Genomic DNA, 13,895 nt, shown 5'->3' with positions numbered 1-13,895 from the left:
TCTGGCTCATATGTCCAGCTTATATCCTTAGAAAGGAGGTGATCCAGCCGCACCTTCCGATACGGCTACCTTGTTACGACTTCACCCCAATCATCTGTCCCACCTTAGGCGGCTGGCTCCTTACGGTTACCCCACCGACTTCGGGTGTTACAAACTCTCGTGGTGTGACGGGCGGTGTGTACAAGGCCCGGGAACGTATTCACCGCGGCATGCTGATCCGCGATTACTAGCGATTCCGGCTTCATGTAGGCGAGTTGCAGCCTACAATCCGAACTGAGAATGGTTTTATGGGATTGGCTAAACCTCGCGGTCTTGCAGCCCTTTGTACCATCCATTGTAGCACGTGTGTAGCCCAGGTCATAAGGGGCATGATGATTTGACGTCATCCCCACCTTCCTCCGGTTTGTCACCGGCAGTCACCTTAGAGTGCCCAACTGAATGCTGGCAACTAAGATCAAGGGTTGCGCTCGTTGCGGGACTTAACCCAACATCTCACGACACGAGCTGACGACAACCATGCACCACCTGTCACTCTGTCCCCCGAAGGGGAACGTCCTATCTCTAGGAGTGTCAGAGGATGTCAAGACCTGGTAAGGTTCTTCGCGTTGCTTCGAATTAAACCACATGCTCCACCGCTTGTGCGGGCCCCCGTCAATTCCTTTGAGTTTCAGCCTTGCGGCCGTACTCCCCAGGCGGAGTGCTTAATGCGTTAGCTGCAGCACTAAGGGGCGGAAACCCCCTAACACTTAGCACTCATCGTTTACGGCGTGGACTACCAGGGTATCTAATCCTGTTTGCTCCCCACGCTTTCGCGCCTCAGCGTCAGTTACAGACCAGAAAGCCGCCTTCGCCACTGGTGTTCCTCCACATCTCTACGCATTTCACCGCTACACGTGGAATTCCGCTTTCCTCTTCTGCACTCAAGTCCCCCAGTTTCCAATGACCCTCCACGGTTGAGCCGTGGGCTTTCACATCAGACTTAAAGGACCGCCTGCGCGCGCTTTACGCCCAATAATTCCGGACAACGCTTGCCACCTACGTATTACCGCGGCTGCTGGCACGTAGTTAGCCGTGGCTTTCTGGTTAGGTACCGTCAAGGTACCGGCAGTTACTCCGGTACTTGTTCTTCCCTAACAACAGAGCTTTACGACCCGAAGGCCTTCATCGCTCACGCGGCGTTGCTCCATCAGACTTTCGTCCATTGTGGAAGATTCCCTACTGCTGCCTCCCGTAGGAGTCTGGGCCGTGTCTCAGTCCCAGTGTGGCCGATCACCCTCTCAGGTCGGCTACGCATCGTCGCCTTGGTGAGCCGTTACCTCACCAACTAGCTAATGCGCCGCGGGCCCATCTGTAAGTGACAGCCGAAACCGTCTTTCAGCTTTTCCTCATGAGAGGAAAAGGATTATCCGGTATTAGCTCCGGTTTCCCGAAGTTATCCCAGTCTTACAGGCAGGTTGCCCACGTGTTACTCACCCGTCCGCCGCTAACCACCGAAGTGGTTCGCTCGACTTGCATGTATTAGGCACGCCGCCAGCGTTCGTCCTGAGCCAGGATCAAACTCTCCAAGAAAGTTGATTAGCTCATTTTGTTACGTTGGCTTTGTTTCAATTAAGAAACAAAATATTATTGTTTGTTGACGCTTTTGTTTGTTTAGTTTTCAAAGAACAATTTCGCCTTTATCTATTAATCTATCAATCAGCGACATTCATTATTTTAGCATAATGAATACTAGGATGTCAACTTCTTTCGAATTGTTTTTTATCATTAGTTAAGTAATCTAAACAATTCGTTGCAGCGACAATGACTATATTACTATCCTAGAGCATTCTAGTCAATAATATTTTTCTATCATGGTTAGAAAATTATTTATAGGAAAAAATATTTAGTAAATCATGTCGTAAAGGAGTGTTTCTATAATGAGTACGTATTCTCATAAAAAAGAAGAAGAAAGTGGTCTTACGAATTCTTTAGACCAAGGTTCATTAGAGAACTCAACTCACGGTGAAAAGTTACCTGAATTTGATGTAATCGGAACAGCACTTAACGACATTTAACCATTTAAAAACCCTTTCCAAGGTCAAAAGCTTGCAAAGGGCTTTTTTATTACCTTTTAATTGCTTTTAAAACGATTGCTTCCCCTTGAAAAGAAACAACTTGATTTTCCTCAATGATAATCCGAAATTTATTTTTCACTTTTGAATCTGATCCTTTAATGTATTCAGTAAGTTTCTCTTTTTCACCCTGTGATAAATTCATCCGATTGCACCAAGGATCAAACCGAAATGTTTTATCAAACCGGTGCCATTCATTTATTTCAAAACCTGCTAATTCAAGCATGCGGAGCCACTCACTTTTCTTCCAAGCTCTGAAATGACTGTAATCTCTTCTTTTTTCAATAGCATTATAGAAATGATCTAAGAGATCTTCTTCCGGAACTACATTATCATCGAGTAAAAATTGCCCATTTGGTTTAAGTACACGGTACACTTCTTTAATAAACTGATTTACATTTGGAAAATGGTGCGGTGCTATCCGACAGGTTACAATATCAAATGCTTCATTTGAAAATGGAAGGTTCTCCGCATCCGCTTGTATGAACCGAACGTTATGATGACCATTTCCCTTTATAAAATTTTCCGCAGCAACCAGCATCTCTGATGTCAGATCAATTGCAGTAATATTTTTTACTATCGAAGCAAAGGCATTTGCAGTGTGTCCACCACCTGTCGCTACGTCAAGTAGTTCTTCTTCCCCTGTGGCGGTCACCATTTGCAATAGTTTTTGCAAGTCTTTACCCTCTTTGTGAATTGGGCTGCTTACATAAGAGTCGGCACTTTTGCCAAACTGCTGTTGCACATCTTTTTTAGTATCCATTTTTATCCCTCCGTCATTTCCTTCTTAAATAGACTATAAAACACATACTCTATAAAGAAAATAACGGTTATTTTATGATTTGCAATAAGAAATTGTTATGACTATTAATGTATTTCTAATATTACGGGACAATGGTCACTTCCCATAATATCTGAATGAATATCAGCCAGCTTTAACCTCTCTCGTAATGTGTCAGATACGATAAAGTAATCGATTCTCCATCCTATATTCCTTTCACGGACTTTATTCATGTACGACCACCATGTATAAGCCCCCTCTTGATCGGGATAAAAATGGCGGTAGCTATCTACAAAGCCCGCTTGAAGTAATGCAGTCATTTTCCCTCGTTCTTCATCTGTAAATCCAGAGTTGCCAATGTTTGATTTTGGATTGCGTAAGTCAATCTCTTGATGAGCAACGTTCAAATCTCCACATAAAATAACCGGTTTCACTTCGTTCAATTCCTTCAAGTATTGAAAAATGCAGTCCTCCCAATCTAAACGATAAGAAATTCTCGCAAGATCTCTTTGTGAGTTTGGTGTATATACATTAACCAAGAAGAAATTATCAAACTCCAAGGTAAGTATTCTTCCTTCCCCTTCACCTTCATCAGAACCTACCCCGTATCTTACTGTCAAGGGTTCCCTTTTAGTAAACACCGCTGTACCTGAATACCCTTTTTTTATCGCATAATTCCAGTATTGATGGTATCCTTCTAACTCAAGGTTAATTTGGCCTTCTTGAAGTTTTGTTTCCTGCACACAGAAGATATCTGCATCTACTTCCTGAAAATAATCCAAAAATCCTTTTTTGACACAGGCTCTTAACCCATTCACATTCCAAGAAACTAATTTCATTTATGATTCCTTCTCCCTCACTGGCTTTATGACATTCTTTGTAGATGTCATTTTACCAGCTTGAGGTGCTTAGGGAAAGAACTACGTTTTGAAATATAAGAAGGCACCTTTCAAGGGTGCCTTTAATCATGGTACTAAATACTGTTCAGTTAATTTATTTGAAAACAACTCAGATACAGGAACTATTTTTATATTTCGTTTTTTAAATTCCTCAACAGAACTGAAAACACCAACAGAACATACTTTCCCCGTTACCCCAACGTGACCAATGGCAATGCCTTTACCTTGGAATTCGGTAACCCTAGCCAATCGAATCATTTGTTTATGCACATATGAAGATGAAGAAATGTCATCTAAAAATACATCTCTTTTTAGAAGCGGAACACCAAGTTCCTTTGCAATTTCTGGAAATTTCGATTTCGGGCTTGTACCGCTATCGATTATATACAGTTTCCTTTCTTTCGCTACTTCAACTATCGCACGGACTATTTCTTCATTTTCAACTGCGAGCGAGCCCATATGATTATTGAGACCTACTGCATACGGTACACTCTTAGTCGCCTCTATAACCCGCTTTCGTACCTCTTTAGGAGAAAGATCGACCGTAATTGGCTTTGGACCAAGCCAAGACCTTTTTCCTCTTTTCGGTTCCATAGGTAAATGAATCATCACTTCAAAACCATTTTTATGAGCCCATTCAGCATGTAGTTTTGAGTTTTCAGTGAATGGCATGACTGCAGCGGTTATTGGAATCTCCCCTTCTAAGAAATCCCGTACACCACCAGTGCCTCCGCCAAAATCGTCAATAATAATTGACGCCTTTAATTGTTTCGATGGTTCGTTATTTTCCGCTAGGGCATTTGAGTGAAACGTTAGAAATATGGCTGGGATAAGAACTAGAGCAAACTTTTTCATGGCAACCCCCAAAATAGAACTTTGAAGTTAATTTGCCCGTTCATTTGTCTCCTTACCACAAATTAAGAAATTTTTCATACTCTTAGATTTAGACTAAAAAAAAAGAGGACTTTAATAGTCCTCCTTCATTGTTGTTTATTCTTCGTCATATACCTTAACTTCTACCATTTTGTCGCCATTTCTCATTGCCTTTGCTGTTTCAAGACCTGATGTCACTTGACCAAATACTGTGTGAACACCATTTAAATGCGGCTGAGATTCATGAACGATAAAGAATTGACTTCCACCTGTATTTCTACCTGCATGAGCCATTGATAAAGAACCTGGAACATGCTTGTGCGGATTTCCTTCTGTTTCACAGTTGATTGTGTAACCAGGACCGCCCATACCAGTACCAGTTGGGTCTCCTCCCTGACTTACGAAACCAGGAATAACTCGGTGAAAGACTACATCATTGTAAAAGCCTTCGTTTGCTAATTTTTCAAAGTTAGCTACTGTGCCAGGAGCTTCGTTCGGGAATAAATCAAATTCAATCTTTTCTCCATTTTCCATCAATATGTATCCTTTTTTAGCCATTAAAAACACTCCTTTATGTAAAAATCATTTTTATCATACACTTTTTGAAAAATAAAAGAAAGTTTGGTACTTCATTTTTGCATCGCCTATTTATATTTTCACTAACTTTGTGTTAAAATATCTTTACCCCTTCCGAACATTCGCTTGTTGCGGGACACTTAACCACTGTACGGACGGAAGGGGCTGGTGCCACATTTGTCGGCATCAGAAAGGCCGGGACAAATGTTCCGGCCTTTGTATTTAATCTTTAGTTTTTTCTATCCAATCATGATAGAAAGAAATTACAGATAAGAAAAACATATAACCGAAAAATGTGTAAAGGTGTTCCCACCTTGCCGAATGGACGAATAAACCTAATACTTCAGCTAATTTTTCAAATATAGACATCAACAAACTTACAAAAAGAATGATTCCCGCTCTCCCCCATTTATTTACCTTTGAGATAGATTGTAAAAAAATATATACAAGGATAGGTAAACCAACTAACGTAAATACAATATTGATTGGAAAAATTTCTGGGAATGGTCTTATTGGAAATTTATACAACTGCTTTCCAACAAAAAATAAATCCATATAGGATCCAAGCAAAGAGGCAAACACTATGCATGCAACATATTGCTTACTCCAAAAAGTGTATCGCTTTTTTGGCAAGGGCTGCAAGCTCGAGCCGTTCAAGTGTTTTACAGTATTCATCTTTAATCTCCCCGTTAATCATTTCATCTTTTTCCGTTAAATAATCGACCACTCGCCAATCTGTAAACCAATCACCCTTTTCCGATTCCTCATGGTTTACATTTTTCCACGAATTTTCTAAAGAAGGGCTATAAATTTTCCTCTCCTTCGATTTGAGTTGGCAGGATTTTAAGCGAAGTTGATAGGCAAATCCAGGTATCCCCTCATTTACATTATTAAAGATATGAGGCCAATAATCTTTTCTTGAACCTGTATGCGGATGATTTTTCGCCCATTCAACTGTCTGGTTTAAAGTCTGTTCATTCCTAAAGAGGAGTGAATATAATCTTTTTCCAAGTAAAATCCGTTCATTCAGTGATTCGAACTGATGAAGGGTATGTCCCAATAAATTTCTTTTTCCATACGGAAAGAGAATGTGGTTAAAGGAAAACCAGTCCTGCAAAAAAAATTCAAGCTTATTTAAAACACTTTTCTGATAGTATGGGTTTTGAACTACTCTTTTTTCTAGATAGCTTTGTTCGTTTATAACCATTGCAATAGTAAGTGTCGAGGTTTCTTTGGTTCTCCAAAAATTATTCCAAATCGTTTCCATGAAAATGGAAATATTCAAATAAGAAAACAAATGAAACAAAGGCTTATTTTGTTTCAAACCTTCCTCGTAAAGCAAAAATTGCGGATAAGCGTCTTGAAAAATAAGCCAATTGCCCCTTTCTAGAAAATTAAAAAACACATCTCTTTCTTTTTTTTGCATCAACCGAGGTAGAAATTCCCCTTGTAGGTCCGTCATATTCCACCCACCATTACGCGATACCATGTGGCCGAGGAACGCCCAATGTATTTCAGGATGTGTAAGATAAAAGTCAAGATAGGCCTTTGTTCTTGTCACATTGTTAACATTCATTTCTTGTGTTTTGATTCTAATTTTTTCTAAGAGGGCGTGATCGCTTTTTATTAGCTTAGACGTAGCGTACGGAAGATGCTTTTTCTTTTTTAATTCATGGGTTATGCTTTCTATCACTGATTTCTCTCTATTTCTTGTAAATAAAATACACATTACCTCCCTTACGAATTCTCTTGACTAGATGAGAATATGTATAAATTATAAAAATTTTAGGGAGAGGAATGAGAATCAGTAATGACTGATATAAGTAAGGGTATAGATTTGATTATTAGACAGCTTAGACAAGATCAATCTCCCAATGGCTCATGGAATTACCCTTTTGAGACAGGTATTTCAACTGATGCTTATACCATCATTTTATTACGGACACTCTCAATAAATGATGAAGATTTAATTCAGGGTTTGGTAAAGAGAATTATTAACAAACAAGAAAAAAATGGAGCCTGGAAACTTTTTTATGATGAAGGCGATGGAAACCTATCTGCAACGGTTGAGGCCTACTATGCTTGTGTTTATTCGGGATTGATTGATAAAGAGGATAAACGGCTTATGGCAGCTCAGAAATTTATTTTATCTAAAGGCGGTTTAGAAGAAGTTAGTATGTTCACAAAAATAATGCTCGCGATAACGGGTCAATACAAGTGGCCTGCCTTTTCTCTACTACCCATTGAAGTAATCCTCCTACCCTTAAACTTTCCTATTAATTACTATTCCTTTTCTATTTTTGGCAGGGCCAACCTTACTCCAATCTTGATATTAACAGATAAGCAGTTTTCAATAAAAACGCCTTACAGTCCCGACCTATCTCATTTATATCTACAACGAAATAGTAAAAACGAATGGAGCCGCTCCCGAGACTATCGTTCCTTATACTCGTTTATTGAAGAAGGAGTAAAAAGTTTACTCGGTTTACCTGAACAGCTGCACCAATTGGCCATTGATCGAGCGAAAAAGTATATGCTTGACCGGATTGAGCCAGATGGTACCTTTAATAGCTATTACAGCAGTACTTTTTTAATGATTTTCGCTCTATTGTCTCTTGGATACAAAAAGAGTGACCCAATTATTACAAAGGCAATAGCTGGAATAAAGTCCATGCAGTGCGAAATTAATGGCAAGCCTCATATGCAATATACTACTGCCAATCTGTGGAACACTTCATTAATTAGCTATAGCTTGCAGTCTGCTGGGGTTGCTACAAGCGACGAAATGGTTCAGAAAGCCAATCAATATCTTCTTGAACGACAACACCATAAATTTGGAGATTGGGTGGTCCATAACCCTAGAACGATGCCAGGGGGATGGGGTTTTTCAGATGTAAATACAATTCATCCAGATGTCGATGATACAACAGCTTCTTTACGCTCACTATCTAGAATGCTGCCCGCTGAAACAGCGGCCTGGGACCGAGGAATTAATTGGGTCTTGTCCATGCACAATGATGATGGCGGCTGGCCAGCCTTTGAAAGGAACACCAATTTAAAACTACTTCAGTTTCTACCGATAGAAAAAGCAGAGTTTTTGATTGCTGACCCTTCAAGTGCCGATCTAACTGGTCGTACACTTGAATTTTTCGGAAATTATACTAACCTCTCAAATGACCACACTTCTATCAAGCAAGGAGTTCAATGGCTGCTACGAAATCAAGAAAAGGATGGCTCCTGGTATGGTAGATGGGGGATTTGTTACATTTACGGAACGTGGGCAGCAGTTACAGGGTTATTACCCGCAGGGGTTCCATCCAATCATTCATCTATTGTAAAGGCTGTCACTTGGTTACGTGAGATTCAAAATACGGATGGGGGCTGGGGAGAATCATGCCATAGTGATAGCAAGAAAACGTATATCCCATTAAATGCGAGCACATTAACACATACTTCCTGGGCACTAGACGCATTAATTTCTGCCTCAAAAAAACCAACATCTGATATAAAAAGAGGTATCAACTACTTACTTGAATCACTCGAAAAAGAAGATTGGACTACTTCTTATCCAAAAGGACAAGGAATGGCCGGTAGTTTTTATATTCACTACCATAGTTATCGGTATATTTTCCCACTCTTAGCCCTGTCACACTATCATAAAAAATTTGGCACCTAAAAATAAAACATCGACGGTAAACTGTTTCCGTCGATGTTTTTATTTATTCATTAATTTATTCAACTGTTTATAGATCTCTACAATCTCATCCATTTTCATTCTAACTAGCCCGCTCGAAGATGGAGCTACAAAATCAATTGTTCCTGGTACTATAGACACCTTTTGAACCCCCCATGGAACGGCCTTACAACCGCTATACTGCTGGTATACACCCTTTCCAACAAAGCAAACTAGTTTAGGCTTATATTCTACAATTTTCCTTTTTAAAATTTCTCTTCCCTCTTTGTACTCTTCCTTCGTAATTTCATCCGCTGCTTTCGTAGGACGTTGGACGATATTTGTAAATCCAAACCCTAACTCTAACAGCTCTGCATCTTCTTCTGCCTCAAATTTCCGAGGGGTAATCCCTGCTTCGAATAATATTCTCCAAAACCGGTTATTTGGATTAGCATAGTGATGACCTACCTCACTAGAGCGGATACTCGGGTTAAAGCCTACAAATAGTATGATTAAATCTTCTATTAAGTGGTCACTAACTGGTTTCATATAAATCTCCTTATATAACTATCATCGGTAGACTTCCCCATTTTACCACAATTATTTGTCATTATACTGTATTAGAATGCACACGAGGATAAGAGGTAATAATCGTTGCAAGGAGACCTACTATTGAAATGACTAACAGTGAATATAATAGTCTCGCATTTTGAAGGAGGACCAGCCCAAGAAGAATGATCATGCCATCCATTACAACCATAATGACTCCCACATTTATTTTAGACCATTTAGAGATTAATAAAGCAAGTAAATCCATACCACCAGGACTAATATGATTTCTTAACATCACCCCAACACCAATCCCGATGATGATCGAACCAACTATTACACTGTTTAGAATGGATAAATGGAATCTTCCGTTTAAGGGAAGTAATAATTCAATCATAAAGCCAGATAGCACTGCACCAATCAATCCGTTATAAAAATACATTCGATCTGATTTGTAAGCAAACAAATAAATGGGGATGTTGAGAAGAATAAAGGTCATTCCTGCTTTAAAACCTATTAAATACTTTATCAGTAGACTAATTCCAAATATCCCCCCATTAATTAAATGAAAGGGAAGAATAAAACCGTTAATTCCAATTCCTAACATGGTGCTGCCGAATCCGATAATAGCCAATTTTTTTAGCATTAGATCATTCCTTGTCCAAATACTTTACTATCACTTATATGATAATAATTAGGAAATCATTCAATCAGATTCACACTATGATCAATGAAAAAACGAAGCCGTAATGACTTCGCTTTTATACAACTGTTACACGTTTATTTTTCCTTGTTACTAATTGTTGTTTTATTAAGGAAGAAAGAATCGTAATAAACGGCAAACCCCATAAAAAGAATGCAAAAGGTAGATAATCAATCAGGGGTAACCCCACAATCGTACTGCACATGATGGCAAGGACGCTCCATGGGACCATCCCTGGAAATAACATCGTTGAATCACCCATCACTCTAGCCAATTCTTCGTTCCCATATTTTTTAGACCAATGTGGAAGAAAGGATCTCCCTGTTAAGATAATTGGCAAAGTTTGATTTGCCGCTATGACGCTAATAAGTAACGTGGCTAATAGAGTTTTCATCGTATCACCAAATAAGGAACGTGAAGATTGGAGCCATTGATCTAAATAAGGCTGAATGATATTCAACTCTTCTAATAAACCATTATAGGCACCCGCCAAGGCAAGGAATAGGAGCAGCTCATACATATGTACGAACCCTCCTCCAAGACCATCAATTCCAAACCAAATGGCTGCGCTTATTTTTGAAAAGATTATTCCTTTTGCTAAAGCAATCATTGCAGCTGATAGAATACTAGAAAGAAATGCATAAATGATACTTAATCGACAAACCACAAATCCAATTAACACAAGGGGTGGAATAAATGTAATCACTGAAAGATCACCCCAAGCAAATGTATTTGATTTTATTACTATTTTATTTGAATAAAAAAAGTCCAAAAGTCCATATATACTAAAACAAATTCCTATTGCTATAATCGTAGTCAATAGCATAGCTTTCCACTGTTTTTTTACCGGGACTTCAACTGTATGTGATAATAATTGATGACTGCTTGAAAACGGCGATGTTCGATCACCAACAAAAGCACCAGACACCAATGCTCCTGCGACTATCTCTATTGGAAGGTGAAGGACTGCAGCAGTGCCTAAAATAGGGATGCCTATCGCACTTAAGGTACCAACTGTTGTACCAAGAAGCATCGAGAAAAACACGGAAACCAAAAATGACAGAATAATGAAATGGTGTGGATTAATTAGGTATAGTGCAATCTTAACCATTTGATCAATCGTTCCTGCTAAATACCATGAAGGTAATAAAAGACTAACTAAAGAGAGTATAATAATGACAATTTTTGTTTTTTGAATTCCTGTTACACTAATTCGAAGTGTAACTCTTAAAGAATTATATTTTTTTCTTGCAAGTAAAACTAATATTACATACCCCGGAAAAAAACCAGCAACAAGAGGGTGATGAAAACTGACAGACCAGATGACCCCTGATATTGTTACAATAAGTAGTAACAATACTTGCGTGACAGTAAATTTAGATTCGATAATCCCACCGCCTTCATATAAATAACATTACTAATTATAAGAAAAATTTCGGCAATCGAAAAGTCCCTCACAAAAAAATAGAGCCGCATAAATTAGCGGCCCCAAACATACAAAAAGGTTACACAACTTCATCTAGCAAGGTGTATAGTTGATCTCGTTCATTTTCCCTATTTTCTATTTCCAAATAAATTGTTTGCAGTAACTCGAGCTCGCTTTCTTCCTCAAGCATTTTTTTAAGCTGGTGTAGCTCAGATTCAATTTTCTCTATTTTCTCCTCGATGTCAACAACCTTCATTTTAACCTTCTCTTCTCCTTTTGTTCCTAGAAGAGATGGTTTTGAAGTGATCGTGGGTGTTTTATAAACTTGTTTAGTTTCAAATTCCCTCAATTTATCTTTTGCCCAGTCGTAATTCCCATCAAAAAAGTGAACTGTACCATTTTGAAGCCAATAAATTTTATTAAATAATTTATTAAGGAAATATCGGTCATGGGAAACAGCTAAAATCGTACCGTTAAATTGTTCAAGTGCTTCTTCAAGCACTTCACACGAATCTATATCCAAATGGTTCGTTGGTTCATCCAATATTAGAAGATTGATATCCTGATACATCAACTGTGCCAGCCTTAGCCGCATTCTCTCACCGCCGCTAAGCTGATTTACTTTCCGAAATACAGCAGGTCCGTAAAACAAGAAACGGGCTAAAATATGACGGGCCTCTCCTTCGTTTACCACAACTTCAGACCGAAATACGTTAATTAACGATTCATCACCAATATCCTCAAAGACATGTTGTGATAAATAGCCCAATTTAACATTGCTTCCTACTTTGACAATTCCTTTGTCTGCTTCCATTTGCTTTAGAATCATTTTTAATAGTGTCGATTTTCCCGTTCCATTTTCACCGACAATCGCCACTCGGTCCTTATATTGAACGTGCATATTGACATGTTCGAATAAAACTCGGTCCCCAAAAGCTTTTGAAACATCCTCTATTACGATTACATCTTTTCCGCTACGGTCATGGGCCTCAAAGTCAATCGCCATTTTCTTCACATCAATCTTCGGACGTTCTAGTTTTTCGATTCGGTCAAGTGCCCTTTGCATATTGGTGGCACGTTTATGAAGGGCAGCGCTTGGAGGATTGGATCGATTGGCCCAATCGCGAAGCCGCTTAATCGCTTCTTTCATTTTCTTAATTTTTCGTTGTTGTTCCTGATACTCCTGAAATTCTCTTAATAACCGCTCTTCTTTCTCCTTTACATAACCACTGAAATTCGTATGATACAAATCAACTTCTCCATCTTCCATTTCCAGCACTTTATTAACTACTTCATCTAAAAAGTAACGGTCATGCGAGATTAGAACAATCGTTCCCTTGAATTCATTAAGGAATGTCCCGAGCCATTCAATTGCCTTTAGATCTAAATGGTTGGTTGGTTCATCGAGTAAAAGGAGATCCGGATTAATTAGTAAGCTTAAACCAAGACCTACCTTCGTTTTCTCGCCGCCGCTTAAAGATGAGAAGTCTTTGTAAAGGAGGCCGGTAATATTGAGACCGTTTGCAATCCGCTCCAATTGAGCGTCCATTTCATATCCGCCATTTACTATAAAATCATCCTGAAGCTTTCCATACTGATCCATTAATCTTTGCAACTGATTTGAGGAGATTTCCTGCCCCATTTCTATTTCTAGTTGCTGAAGTTTTGTTTCAACATCTATTAATTGGGCAAATGCCGTTTTTAAAACTTCCTTAACCTTTAGGTTTTTATAGTCAGGAATCTGTGCCAAATATCCAATTTTCAACCCTTTTTTCCAATGAATGACACCTTCATCCACTGTTTCTTGGTTAGCTAATAACTTCATTAAAGTTGTTTTTCCGCCACCATTACGGCCGACCAGTCCAATTCGGCTTCCTTCAAGAATCTCTAATGATATGTCTTTAAAAATTAGGTTTCCACCATAGGATTTTGCTATATGATTTACGCTACAAATGATCATGTTCATTCTCCTTTAAATTGATAATTAGATGAACACTCTCTTTATATAAAAAGGCCACGGGCATCTAACCTTCCCGCGACCTAAAAATAAGCATGAAAAAAGAGTGCGGGCGATGCACTCTCAAATACCTATTTATTGTGGGTAAAGAGATGTGTTATCGTTCTAAATTCATTATGCAGTTTCTAAAAAAGGGCATACTTCCCCCTTTGAAAACCACATCATGAAAAATCGCGCGACAAATATAGAGAGCTTCAAGCCATTGCACGCGAACAAAAATAGAACGTTTCATCTCTACCCACCTCCATATCCAATCAAGTTATATTTATTGTAAATTTTCCCTCTTA

General features: G+C 38.9%; 13 protein-coding genes and 1 rRNA gene. 2 read left to right on the top strand and 12 right to left on the bottom strand.

The window, feature by feature from the left end; translation table 11 throughout:
- Positions 1 to 31: 31 nt before the first annotated feature.
- Positions 32 to 1,569 (bottom strand): 16S ribosomal RNA (locus AA0X95_RS13850).
- A gap of 347 nt (positions 1,570 to 1,916) precedes the next feature.
- Between AA0X95_RS13850 and AA0X95_RS13845 the strand changes: the two genes are divergently transcribed.
- Entirely contained in the window at positions 1,917 to 2,054 is a 138-nt protein-coding gene (locus AA0X95_RS13845; RefSeq protein WP_413309761.1) for a hypothetical protein, read from the top strand.
- A gap of 49 nt (positions 2,055 to 2,103) precedes the next feature.
- Here AA0X95_RS13845 and AA0X95_RS13840 read toward each other — a convergent pair whose 3' ends face one another.
- The 6 genes from AA0X95_RS13840 to AA0X95_RS13815 all read right to left on the bottom strand — a co-directional run bounded on the left by AA0X95_RS13840 (position 2,104) and on the right by AA0X95_RS13815 (position 6,969).
- Entirely contained in the window at positions 2,104 to 2,874 is a 771-nt protein-coding gene (locus AA0X95_RS13840) for a class I SAM-dependent methyltransferase (protein ID WP_413309759.1), read from the bottom strand.
- 104 nt (positions 2,875 to 2,978) lie between these two features.
- Positions 2,979 to 3,731 (bottom strand): exodeoxyribonuclease III, encoded by a 753-nt coding sequence (locus AA0X95_RS13835; protein ID WP_413309757.1) that lies wholly within the window; start codon positions 3,729 to 3,731, stop codon positions 2,979 to 2,981.
- Positions 3,732 to 3,857: 126 nt separating this feature from the next.
- On the bottom strand, positions 3,858 to 4,646 hold the full coding sequence (locus tag AA0X95_RS13830; RefSeq protein ID WP_413309755.1) for a divergent polysaccharide deacetylase family protein: 789 nt from the start codon (positions 4,644 to 4,646) through the stop codon (positions 3,858 to 3,860).
- A gap of 135 nt (positions 4,647 to 4,781) precedes the next feature.
- Positions 4,782 to 5,222: a peptidylprolyl isomerase gene (locus AA0X95_RS13825; protein ID WP_309861928.1), complete on the bottom strand. Its 441-nt coding sequence runs from the start codon at positions 5,220 to 5,222 to the stop codon at positions 4,782 to 4,784.
- Between the two features lie 240 nt (positions 5,223 to 5,462).
- The gene (locus AA0X95_RS13820; protein ID WP_413309752.1) at positions 5,463 to 5,915 is read right to left on the bottom strand and encodes a CBO0543 family protein; all 453 of its coding nucleotides are present in this window, start codon (positions 5,913 to 5,915) and stop codon (positions 5,463 to 5,465) included.
- A complete protein-coding gene (locus AA0X95_RS13815; RefSeq protein WP_413309750.1) occupies positions 5,842 to 6,969 on the bottom strand; it encodes a DUF2515 family protein in 1,128 nt (375 codons plus the stop codon). The genes AA0X95_RS13820 and AA0X95_RS13815 overlap by 74 nt, the downstream gene beginning before the upstream one ends.
- An 81-nt stretch (positions 6,970 to 7,050) precedes the next feature.
- Between AA0X95_RS13815 and shc the strand changes: the two genes are divergently transcribed.
- Positions 7,051 to 8,916, top strand: a complete 1,866-nt coding sequence (shc, locus tag AA0X95_RS13810) for a squalene--hopene cyclase (RefSeq protein WP_413309748.1) — start codon at positions 7,051 to 7,053, stop codon at positions 8,914 to 8,916.
- 39 nt (positions 8,917 to 8,955) lie between these two features.
- Here shc and AA0X95_RS13805 read toward each other — a convergent pair whose 3' ends face one another.
- The 5 genes from AA0X95_RS13805 to AA0X95_RS13785 all read right to left on the bottom strand — a co-directional run bounded on the left by AA0X95_RS13805 (position 8,956) and on the right by AA0X95_RS13785 (position 13,840).
- Positions 8,956 to 9,462: a mismatch-specific DNA-glycosylase gene (locus AA0X95_RS13805; RefSeq protein WP_413309746.1), complete on the bottom strand. Its 507-nt coding sequence runs from the start codon at positions 9,460 to 9,462 to the stop codon at positions 8,956 to 8,958.
- A 61-nt stretch (positions 9,463 to 9,523) separates the two neighbouring features.
- Positions 9,524 to 10,108 carry a YitT family protein gene (locus AA0X95_RS13800; RefSeq protein WP_413309744.1) on the bottom strand — a complete coding sequence of 195 codons (585 nt, stop codon included), beginning with the start codon at positions 10,106 to 10,108 and terminating at the stop codon, positions 9,524 to 9,526.
- Positions 10,109 to 10,223: 115 nt separating this feature from the next.
- Positions 10,224 to 11,522 (bottom strand): Na+/H+ antiporter NhaC family protein, encoded by a 1,299-nt coding sequence (locus tag AA0X95_RS13795; RefSeq protein WP_413309742.1) that lies wholly within the window; start codon positions 11,520 to 11,522, stop codon positions 10,224 to 10,226.
- Between the two features lie 148 nt (positions 11,523 to 11,670).
- Positions 11,671 to 13,551, bottom strand: coding sequence for a ribosomal protection-like ABC-F family protein (gene abc-f, locus AA0X95_RS13790; RefSeq protein WP_413309740.1), 1,881 nt, complete (start codon positions 13,549 to 13,551; stop codon positions 11,671 to 11,673).
- 154 nt (positions 13,552 to 13,705) lie between these two features.
- The gene (locus tag AA0X95_RS13785; RefSeq protein WP_413309738.1) at positions 13,706 to 13,840 is read right to left on the bottom strand and encodes an RAxF-45 family protein; all 135 of its coding nucleotides are present in this window, start codon (positions 13,838 to 13,840) and stop codon (positions 13,706 to 13,708) included.
- Positions 13,841 to 13,895 lie beyond the last annotated feature (55 nt).

This window comes from Neobacillus phoenicis, assembly GCF_047302305.1.
Taxonomy (GTDB): domain Bacteria; phylum Bacillota; class Bacilli; order Bacillales; family Cytobacillaceae; genus Neobacillus.
Note: the sequence above shows the minus strand (reverse complement) of the source record. Positions and strands in the feature narration are given on the sequence as shown.

Bases quoted from the DNA above. Each gene is read 5' to 3' on its own strand.
- AA0X95_RS13785 (WP_413309738.1), bottom strand. From the start codon at position 13,840: ATGAAACGTTCTATTTTTGTTCGCGTGCAATGGCTTGAAGCTCTCTAT.
- abc-f (WP_413309740.1), bottom strand. From the start codon at position 13,551: ATGATCATTTGTAGCGTAAATCATATAGCAAAATCCTATGGTGGAAAC.
- AA0X95_RS13830 (WP_413309755.1), bottom strand. From the start codon at position 4,646: ATGAAAAAGTTTGCTCTAGTTCTTATCCCAGCCATATTTCTAACGTTT.
- AA0X95_RS13825 (WP_309861928.1), bottom strand. From the start codon at position 5,222: ATGGCTAAAAAAGGATACATATTGATGGAAAATGGAGAAAAGATTGAA.
- AA0X95_RS13800 (WP_413309744.1), bottom strand. From the start codon at position 10,108: ATGCTAAAAAAATTGGCTATTATCGGATTCGGCAGCACCATGTTAGGA.
- AA0X95_RS13820 (WP_413309752.1), bottom strand. From the start codon at position 5,915: ATGAATACTGTAAAACACTTGAACGGCTCGAGCTTGCAGCCCTTGCCA.
- AA0X95_RS13845 (WP_413309761.1), top strand. From the start codon at position 1,917: ATGAGTACGTATTCTCATAAAAAAGAAGAAGAAAGTGGTCTTACGAAT.
- AA0X95_RS13815 (WP_413309750.1), bottom strand. From the start codon at position 6,969: ATGTGTATTTTATTTACAAGAAATAGAGAGAAATCAGTGATAGAAAGC.
- AA0X95_RS13805 (WP_413309746.1), bottom strand. From the start codon at position 9,462: ATGAAACCAGTTAGTGACCACTTAATAGAAGATTTAATCATACTATTT.
- AA0X95_RS13840 (WP_413309759.1), bottom strand. From the start codon at position 2,874: ATGGATACTAAAAAAGATGTGCAACAGCAGTTTGGCAAAAGTGCCGAC.
- shc (WP_413309748.1), top strand. From the start codon at position 7,051: ATGACTGATATAAGTAAGGGTATAGATTTGATTATTAGACAGCTTAGA.
- AA0X95_RS13835 (WP_413309757.1), bottom strand. From the start codon at position 3,731: ATGAAATTAGTTTCTTGGAATGTGAATGGGTTAAGAGCCTGTGTCAAA.